At 64.5% G+C, this 9,197-nt stretch carries 4 protein-coding genes; 1 reads left to right on the top strand and 3 read right to left on the bottom strand.

Translation table 11 applies throughout. The features are described from left to right. Window positions 1–398: 398 nt before the first annotated feature. The 3 genes from WMO64_RS11060 to WMO64_RS11070 form a co-directional block, all read right to left on the bottom strand. A complete protein-coding gene (locus WMO64_RS11060; RefSeq protein ID WP_349232007.1) occupies window positions 399–4,667 on the bottom strand; it encodes an EAL domain-containing protein in 4,269 nt (1,422 codons plus the stop codon). 337 nt (window positions 4,668–5,004) lie between these two features. Further along, window positions 5,005–6,378, bottom strand: coding sequence for a germination protein YpeB (ypeB, locus tag WMO64_RS11065; protein ID WP_349232003.1), 1,374 nt, complete (start codon window positions 6,376–6,378; stop codon window positions 5,005–5,007). Window positions 6,379–6,444: 66 nt separating this feature from the next. Further along, a complete protein-coding gene (locus WMO64_RS11070) occupies window positions 6,445–6,906 on the bottom strand; it encodes a pyridoxamine 5'-phosphate oxidase family protein (RefSeq protein ID WP_349232004.1) in 462 nt (153 codons plus the stop codon). 287 nt (window positions 6,907–7,193) lie between these two features. Here WMO64_RS11070 and WMO64_RS11075 point away from each other — a divergent pair, with 287 nt between their 5' ends. After that, window positions 7,194–8,717 carry a 4Fe-4S dicluster domain-containing protein gene (locus tag WMO64_RS11075; protein WP_349232005.1) on the top strand — a complete coding sequence of 508 codons (1,524 nt, stop codon included), beginning with the start codon at window positions 7,194–7,196 and terminating at the stop codon, window positions 8,715–8,717. Window positions 8,718–9,197: the final 480 nt, after the last annotated feature.

The following is a 9,197-nucleotide window of genomic DNA, read 5'->3' on the forward strand; positions in this document are numbered from 1 at the left end:
GAGCAGAACCTCCGCCTCCCCTTCCGCCGGGACCTGTGTCTGGTCCGGGTGTGTGTATCCAGCAGCTGTCCCTGGGACAGCGTGACACTGCAGGACTGGAGGGGCTGCGTTCAGTCCTCCAGGCAGCTGTGGACCTGCGGCCAGGCCTTTTTTACCGGCCTGCCGCCGGGTCCATATCTCCTCTCCCTGCGCAGAGGCCCGTCGGGCCCGCGCCTGGTGCTCCTGCTTGCCCCCGGGGCCCGGATCACTCTGTGCCACGACCCGGCCTCCGGCTGCTGCCGGTGGTACAGGCAGCCCGGTCCCTGCACCCCGTTCCGCCCCCTCTAGCCCATGCAAAAGCATCAGCCCCCTGCGCTGCACGCTCTGTGCGCCGCAGGGGGCTGATGCTCTCTTTTTCCTTAATCCTGGCCGCCCGAGTCCTCGTAGAAGTGGAACCGGTTCTTTCCTCTCCGCTTGCTCTCGTACAGGGCCAGATCGGCTCGCTTCAGATAGTGGTCATAGCGGAAGTCCAGATTGCACACATAGGTCAGGCCGATGCTGCCCGTGACGGCGGGGCCGGAGGTGCGGGACAGGGTGGTCAGCAGGGTCTCCACCCGCTGCTCCAGCCGCTCCCGCCGGATGCCGCCCCGGATGAACACCAGGAACTCGTCTCCCCCCAGCCGGCCCACAATGTCCTCCTGCCGGAAGGTAGAGGTGAGCACCCGCGCCACCGCCTGAAGGGCCTTGTCCCCCTCCAGATGGCCCTTCTGGTCGTTGATCTGCTTGAAGTCGTCGATGTCCATCATCAGCAGCACGCCGCAGGGGGACTGGCCGCACTCCTCCACGCACCGCTTCATCTCCCGCTCGAAGGCAGTGCGGTTGTACAGGCCGGTGAGAGGGTCCCGGTCGGCCGCCTTTGCCTGGGCGAACTCCCGCTCCTTCTCGGCATTGACGTCCTTGAGATAGATCAGGGTGTACACATTGCGGGTGATGTCCTCCCGGAAGAGGTAGATGGTCAGCTCCACCCAGTGGAGGCTGTCCCCCACCGGACGGCGGTAGCTGAACCGGCTGCTGGTCTCGCCACGGGCCAGCATCCCGTTCCACACCTCCGGGTCCCGGTAGCGGCTGAGCCGCTCCAGATCCTCCGGGGCCAGCATGGGGGCCAGCTGCTGCTCCAGCACCTCGATGAAGTGGCGGGAGCTCTGGCGGTAGTCCTGCTTGTACACCCGCCACAGCCCGCCCACCGACTTGAGCTGGCCGCTCTCCAGGTCCACCTCCGCATAGGCGATGGCCTCGGAGAGCAGGGTGTGGTAGAATTTGCGCATGCGCATGTACTCCAGCTCCATGACCCGGTCGGCGCCGATGGGCTCCAGCACGGCGATGACCGCGTCCTGGCCCTTCTGCTCCCGGTCCAGCCGCTGGGTGGTCAGCTTGAACCACTCGTAGGTGCCGTTTTTGGACTTGAGCAGCAGCTCCTGCCGCTCGTTCCCCCGCTGGAGCCGGGTGCGGGAAAAGCCGTTGCGGAAGGCCTCCACAAAGTGGGGGTGGACGATCTCGCTGTCGATCCAGCACTGGGGGAAGTTGGACTCGTGGGCCTCCTCCCCCAGCAGCAGGGTCCGCTCCGTGTGGAAGAAGATGGTCTTCTCCGCCGCGTTGTACTCGAAGATGTCCCGGGCGCAGGAGTCGGGCACCAGCTTGGGCCGCTCCATGTCGTTGACGATCCGGTGGTACCCCTTCAGGCAGATCATGCCGTCCTCGTCGGGCATGCGCATGCCGGTGCAGCGCACCAGCACGTCCCCCCGCTCCGGATGGCGCCAGCTGTACTCCAGCTGCACAGGCCGCGGCGAGCGGATCATGGTCTTCATGGACTCGTCCACATAGCGGCGGTAGCCGTCGTTGATCCTGCTGTACCAGAACTGGTAGCACTCCTCTGCGCTGGGCACGCCGGAGATGCCCAGGATGTGGAGCATGGTGTCGTTGGCCACCATCTCGCGGCGTTTTCCCTCCCGGTCAAAGCGGATGGCCCACAGCCCCAGCCCCAGCAGCTCGAAGATATCGTGGCAGTTGGCACGGAGCAGCTGCCGGTACCGGCTCTCGTTCCGCTCCTGCCGGATCCGGCCCAGCAGGAAGCTGGACAGCACCCGGATCTGGGCGTCGTCGTGGATGGAGTAGCGGGGATTGTCCACGCCGATGAAGCCGATGGTCTGGTCCCGGTCCCGGACAGGCACCGCGATCAGGCGGCTGATGCCCTGGGCCTCCAGCACCCGCCACTCCTCCGGGCTCTCCCTGCGCAGGGTGTCCAGATTCAGGATCACCACCGAGCAGTCCTTGTCAAACAGCCCCATCCACCGCTCCAGCACGCTGGGCGGCACGTCCTGCAGGTTCTGGGCCTGGGCCTCCACGTTGGGCGCGCACCACTCGAAGGTGTTGTCCCAGTGGCCCTCCCGCTGGGGGCTGGGTTCAAAGAGATAGGCCCGGTCCGCCTGGTAGAACTCCCCCACTGAGGCCAGCATCCGGTTGACCGCCTCGCCGTAGTCGGCGTACTCCGACAGCGTCCTGGTGTATCCGGCGATCTTCTGGGCGAAGATCAGCCGCTCCTGGGTGGTGCGGCTGACCACCTCGTGCTTGGTGATGTCCAGGGCCACCTCCATCCGCAGCCGCCTGCCCTGGTAGGTGATGATCTTGTCCTTGAGCAGGAAGTGCCGCCCGCAGTACTCGTTCTGCCGGTCCCAGATATAAAAGTTGTCCCGCTTGAGCACCGCGTTGGTGCAGAAGGGACAGGGCTCGTCCAGGCCCTGAAGGGCCTTGTAGCACTTCCGTCCCCGGTAGTCCCGCAGGCCCATCATCCGCCGCCCGGCCGGGTTGACGTAGTAGAGCTCATAGGTGTCCATGTCGCTGATGTAGAAGATGTCGTTCTCCGCCTCCAGAATGGCCGCGGCCAGCTCGTCCTCCGACCAGTCCGCCGCGGAGCCGATCTCCGAGACGTGGATCTGGCTCAGATAGTTCCGCTCCCGCTCCAGCCGGGCCCGGTAGTCCGGGCTGTCCGGCCGCAGGTAGCGCTCCTCCAGCTCCGCAGGCGTACAGGGCCGGGAAAACAGGAACCCCTGGAGCAGGGCCGGATGGAGCTCCTCCAGGGCGGTCAGCTCCTCCTCGGTCTCCACCCCCTCGCAGCACACCCGGATCTGACAGCTGTCCGCCAGCTCCAGCATATTGCCCAGCAGGCGGTAGTTGTAGGCGCTGTGCTGGATGTTGTTGACAAAGCACCGGTCGATCTTGATCTCGTCGATCTCCAGCTCCTTGAGCCGGCTCAGGCTGGAGTAGCCCGTGCCGAAGTCGTCCACCGAGATCTCAATGCCGTGCTTCTTCCACTGGAGGAACAGGTCGTTGATCTGGGGGTAGTCCAGCAGCTGCATGCTCTCGGTGATCTCCAGGGTGACGGCCTCGCCGGGCAGGCCGCTCCGGTCCACCGCGTCCAGCACCTTCTGGACGATATCCGCCTCGCACAGCTGGGTGTAGGACACATTGATGCTCACGTGGAAGTCGGGCTCCAGCTGCCGCCAGATCCTGCACTGCTCCAGGGCGGTGTCCAGCACCCAGATGCCCACCGGGCGGATCAGCCCGCTCTGTTCCAGGATGGGCACGAACTCCGACGGCGGCACGCTGCCCCGCCGGGGCGAGGTGTACCGCAGCAGGGCCTCGGCGCCGTAGAGCCGGTAGGTGCCCGAGCAGACCTGGGGCTGATAGCACAGGGAAAAGCCCCGGAACCCGGCCTGTACGCTCCCGGTCAGGTCCTCCTTCAGCTCCAGGGTGGCGATCTCCTTTTCGTAGTCGTCGGCGGAGAAGAACAGCAGTCGGTTCTTTCCCTGGGCCTTGGCGTGGTCCAGGGTGTTCTCCGCGTACTGGTAGAGGGTCTCGGCGTCGGGCACCATGTACTCCCGGAAGGGCACGCAGCCCCCCGACAGGGTACACTGGCCCTCCAGCAGATTGCGGGCGCAGGAGAACACCGCCTCCGCCTGGCGGGCATCGGTCTCGGGCAGGTTCACCGCAAAGCAGTCGCCGTTGGTGCGGTAGATCCGCCGCTCTCCGTCCACCGCGCTCTCCAGGGCCTCCACCACCCGCCGGAGCACCGCGTTGCCGTGCCCCCGGCCCATCTTCAGGTTGATGGACTTCAGGTCGTCCACCCCCACCAGCAGCAGAAAGCCGTCCCGCTCCTCGGCCAGCAGCCGGCCGCACTCCTGCTTGAGCCGGTTCATGCCGAAGGCCCCGGTGAAGTTGTCTGCGCCGCTGTCCATGGCCCCCTCGGAGATGCAGCCGATGGCCCACTGGGGACGGCCCTCCCCGTCCAGCTGGCTCTTGCCCCGGCTGCTGATCCACACCACGTCCCCCCGCCGGTTGATCACACGGTACTCCAGCCGGTGCACCGTCTCCCTGCCCGAGCGCACCTTTTCATACAGCTCCCGCAGGATGGGCAGATCCCACGAGTAGACGATCCGGCTCCACTCATGCACCGTGACGTAGTCCCGCCCGTTCTCCATCACATCGTAGTTCCTGCAGATGTTCCTGGAGAAATGGATCCGCTCCGTCTGAAAATCCATAAAGTAAAAGTAATCGTTGGAGCTCTCGCTCAGAAAATCCAGTATGCCGCAGTAGGTGTCCGCCACAGACCGCCCGTCCAGTTCCATGCTCATCGCCACTCCTCAAGCCACCTCTCCGCCGGAAGGCGGGCACAGTGCCCCGGCGCTGTCCTTTTGGTGCGGAAAGGTGCGGGATTCCCCCTGCAAAAGTTGGAAACCCCTTCCGTATCCGCAAAATAATTGTTGTTTATTGTACCATGCTTCCCGGTTTCCTTCAAGGGCCTCTTCCCCGTGCCCAGGCCATCCCCGCTTTTTTCACCTGTTTCCGTCCCATTTTCCAGGCCGGTCCCACCGATCTCCGCCGTTTTGCCCGTTGTGTAAAAGTTTCGCAGCCCAGGCAGCAGCCCACCCGGAGACATCTCTGTCCCCGGGCGGGCATTCCGTCAGGCCATTATATGGTCAGCGTTCCGCTCTCATCCTCGATCAGAATGAGGATCTTCTCCTCGCTGCCGGTCTGGGCGTTCACGTAGACGATATAGTGCCGTCCGTCCTCCAGCTGACACTTGAACTCGTGGCAGAGCACCTCATATTTTCCGGCGGTGGGGATGAGGGCCAGCTGGTGGGACAGGCACTCCAGATCCGGGTCCAGCACCGCCCGGGCCGTCTCCTCCGACACAGCGGGGGGCTCCATCGCCCGCTGTGTGTGGTTCATCAGATACCCCTCGGCCTCAAAGCCCACGATGCTGCCGCTGTCCAGGGCCACCGCCGCCTTGATCAGGTCCGGGTAGCACAGCGTCTCCCCCTGCCGGGCGGCAAAGTTGACGGTGAGGATGTTGTCCTGGCTGATATGATAGGTGGGCTCCATGTCTTCGTACCCCTGGGCGGCCAGGAAGGCCCTGGCGGCCTCCACTCCCTCCTCCGCCGTGAGAGTCGCCTCCCCCACCGGTCGGGCGTTCATCAGCTCCGTCACCCTGCCCCCCTGGCGGGACACCTCGATATACACCTCGCCCCCGTCCACCACAGCGGAGAAGCTCCAGTAGGGGATGGCCCCCTCGCCGGTGGACACGGCCGTGAAGATCTCCGGCTTCAGGCCCATGAACGCCGCCGCCGCTTCCCGGGCCTCCTCCTGGGTCACCTCTTCCAGCCCCTCCAGGGCCTTGGGCTGCTGCTGGGTGGAGAGGTGCTCGGAGAAGGGGCCGTCGTAGATCAGGGTGGGCACCTCGGGGAAGTCGGCCTCCATGTTCTGGAAGGTGCTCCCCGCCGTCTCCCCGCCCTCCTGGGTCTGGGCCAGCCGGACTTCCGCCTGCTCCAGGTCCTCCAGGGTGATGGTCCCGCCGTGGATGTCGGCCTGCAGGTCCTGGAGCATCTGGGACAGCTGCCCTGAGGCGGCGGCCAGGGCCCGCAGGTTCTCCTTCTCCTCCTCCGTGGTCCCGTCCCCTGCCGCCGTGCTCTTGGACAGGGCCGCCGCGTAGTCCCCCACCTTGGCCGCAAAGGATGCGGTCTGGGCCAGCTCCACGTTGCCGTAGGGCAGCTCGCCGATGGCCATCTGGGCGGACATGGCCCGGCCGAACAGCTCGGTGCACAGCTGGGCCAGCAGAGGCTGGGAGGTGGCGTAGGCGCTCTTCTGCAGCGCCGCGTCCATCTCCGCCACCGCCGTGGTCAGCTCGGCAAAGGCGTGCTGGTAGGTGTTGTTGACAATGTTCCGGTAGGCCTCCGCCCGGGCGTGGCTCTTCAGCGCCGCGCCGCCGGTCACCGCGAAGGCCGCCGCCGCAAAGCTGACCGCCAGCACCTTTGCCCGACGGCTGCGAAAAAATTCCTTGGTCATGAAAACCGCCCCCTTTGGACCTAGTCTGTTCCAAAAGAGGCGGTTCTTTTCAGGTAATTTTTGCTGTCAGTCCCCCGGATTGGCCTTTCCGGTGGCGGACTCCACCCGGACCTTCCACACCGCGGTGCGGGGCATCCAGGCCCGCACCACCTCGTCGAACCGGTCCATGTCCGCCGGACAGTGCCGCAGGCAGAGCAGCCGCAGGGCCTGCGTCTTCTCGGCCTCCTCCGTCACCTCGCTGGCAGTACCTCTGGCCAGCACCGAGGCGTACCGGGCGGTGAACTTCCGGGGCACCGCCTCCGCCTCCTCCACAAAGGCCATGGCCACCCTGGAATGGGCCCGCAGGGCGTCCACCTTCTCCCCCTCCGGCGCGCAGTGGAAGTAGATGTCCTCCCCGCTGCGCACCGGCGTCAGGGGCACGCAGTAGGGCAGTCCGTCCGCCCCCGTCATGGACAGCACCATGTATGCACAGCGGTCCATCACCCGGTGGATAAACTCCGTCCCCTGCTCCCGGTCCTTTCGTCTCATACGCTCCATCCTCTCCGTTTTTTCTCCATGATATCCGCCCGGCCCGCCGATTGCAAGGGCTTCCTCTGTTTTCTCTTATTTCGTCCTGTGAAACGTACACGAAACCGGCCCGGCTGCGCCTTCTTTTTCTTATCTAATGTAAAAATCGTATTTTAATTTGCTGCTAATGATTTACAAGCGGGAATATTTGCGGTATTCTTTCTCTGTAACCAAAATCCCGCGGTTTTAGCGGGCAAAATATGTTCTGCATGCAACACCGAAGAAACACAAGGGGGATCTAAAAAACTATGAGAGGCGTTGAAACGCGTATTCAGGAGATCCGGCACAGAATCTTCCGCGAGGTGGCCCGCATGGCCTACCACACCGAGTGGCCGGTGGACAAGCGCATTGAGGAGCTTCCTTATAAGATTATTCCCGGCGAAGTGGGCAACTTCCGCAACGACGTGTTCCTGGAGCGGGCCATCGTGGGCGAGCGGCTGCGTCTGGCCATGGGCCTGCCCTGCCGCAGCGCGGCGGAGCACGCCCCTCTGTCCGACAACATCGAGGCCGCCGACCGGGACGAGACCTACTACACCCCGCCCCTGATCAACGTGATCAAGTTCGCCTGCAACGCCTGCGCTGAGAAGAAGGTGCTGGTCACCGAGGGCTGCCAGGGCTGCCTGGCCCACCCCTGCGAGGAGGTCTGCCCCAAGGAGGCCATCAAGCTGGACCGGTACAACGGCCGCTCCCACATCGACCAGGAGAAGTGCATCAAGTGCGGCCGCTGCGCCGACGTGTGCTCCTACAAGGCCATCATCATCCAGGAGCGGCCCTGCGCCGTGGCCTGCGGCGTGGACGCCATCCACACCGACGCCAACGGCAAGGCCGACATCGACTACGACAAGTGCGTCTCCTGCGGCATGTGCCTGGTCAACTGCCCCTTCGGCGCCATCGCCGATAAGTCCCAGATCTTCCAGGTCATCCGGGCCATCCAGTCCGGCGAGCGTGTGTACGCCGCCGTGGCCCCCGCCTTTGTGGGCCAGTTCGGCCCCAAGGTCACCCCCGGCAAGCTCCGCGCCGCCATGAAGCAGCTGGGCTTTGCCGATATCTTCGAGGTGGCCATCGGCGCCGACCTGTGCGCCACCCAGGAGGCCGAGGACTTTGTCCGTGAGGTCCCCGAGGAGCTGCCCTTCATGGGCACTTCCTGCTGCCCCGCCTGGTCCGTCATGGCCAAGAAGACCTTCCCCGACCACGCCAACTGCATCTCCATGGCCCTCACCCCCATGACCCTGACCGCCCGCCTCATCAAGCACAACCACCCCAACGGCAAGGTTGTGTTCATCGGGCCCTGCGCCGCCAAGAAGTTGGAGGCCATGCGCAAGAGCGTCCGCAGCGAGGTGGACTTCGTCCTCACCTTTGAGGAGATGGCCGGTATCTTCGACGCCAAGCACGTGGATTTGACCACCATCGAGGAGGACCCCACCGGCGTCAACGACGCCTCCACCGACGGCCGGAACTTCGCCGTGTCCGGCGGCGTGGCTACCGCTGTGGTGGACGTGATCAAGTCCCGCTACCCCGACCGCGAGGTCAAGGTGGCCAAGGCCGAGGGCCTGCGGGAGTGCCGCCAGATGATGAAGGACGCGGTGGCCGGCAAGTACCCCGGCTACCTGCTGGAGGGCATGGCCTGCCCCGGCGGCTGCGTGGCCGGTGCCGGCACCATGCAGCCCATCAAGAAGTCCCAGGTGGTGGTCAACCTCTACGCCAAGCAGGCCAACCACAAGATCTCCAACGAGACCGAGCATATCAAGGAGCTGGACAAGCTGGTGGACTGAGTTCCCGGTATTTTCCTCCCCCTGTACGGACACGGAGCGCCTCTTCACGAGGCGCTCCGTTTTTCTTTTGCGGGCATACGCTCCCCATTTCCCCCGATTCCGCCCCCATCTGGGCTGTTCTCCGCCCCGGGCCCGTTTTTGTTGGGCTCATGATATGCGCTCCCCGCCGGAACGGCAATCCCCTTCCGCACCAATCTCCCGCCTGGTCCATAGTATGGCGTGAGGGGTATCCAGCCTCTCACTACTCAATCGGGAGGTATTTCCATGCCTGAAAAGGTTATGCCCGGCCCCGTGCAGGACTCCGCCTGTATCCGCGAGGCCGTCTGTATCCATACCAAAAAGATCTTCGACTCCTGCCGGGAGAAAGATATAGTATTATAAATACAAGAGGCCCCGCTGGAGTATCCAGCGGGGCCTCTTATTTTATTCGTTCTTATTCTCTGCCTGGACGGCGCTGTCATCCGCAGGCACCACTTTGTT

It is taken from the genome of Pseudoflavonifractor intestinihominis (assembly GCF_040096055.1).
Taxonomy (GTDB): Bacteria; Bacillota; Clostridia; order Oscillospirales; family Oscillospiraceae; genus Pseudoflavonifractor; species Pseudoflavonifractor intestinihominis.

What these genes read in the sequence shown, in the direction of transcription:
- WMO64_RS11075 (WP_349232005.1), top strand. Translation starts at nt 7,194, where the DNA reads ATGAGAGGCGTTGAAACGCGTATTCAGGAGATCCGGCACAGAATCTTC.
- WMO64_RS11060 (WP_349232007.1), bottom strand. Translation starts at nt 4,667, where the DNA reads ATGAGCATGGAACTGGACGGGCGGTCTGTGGCGGACACCTACTGCGGC.
- ypeB (WP_349232003.1), bottom strand. Translation starts at nt 6,378, where the DNA reads ATGACCAAGGAATTTTTTCGCAGCCGTCGGGCAAAGGTGCTGGCGGTC.
- WMO64_RS11070 (WP_349232004.1), bottom strand. Translation starts at nt 6,906, where the DNA reads ATGAGACGAAAGGACCGGGAGCAGGGGACGGAGTTTATCCACCGGGTG.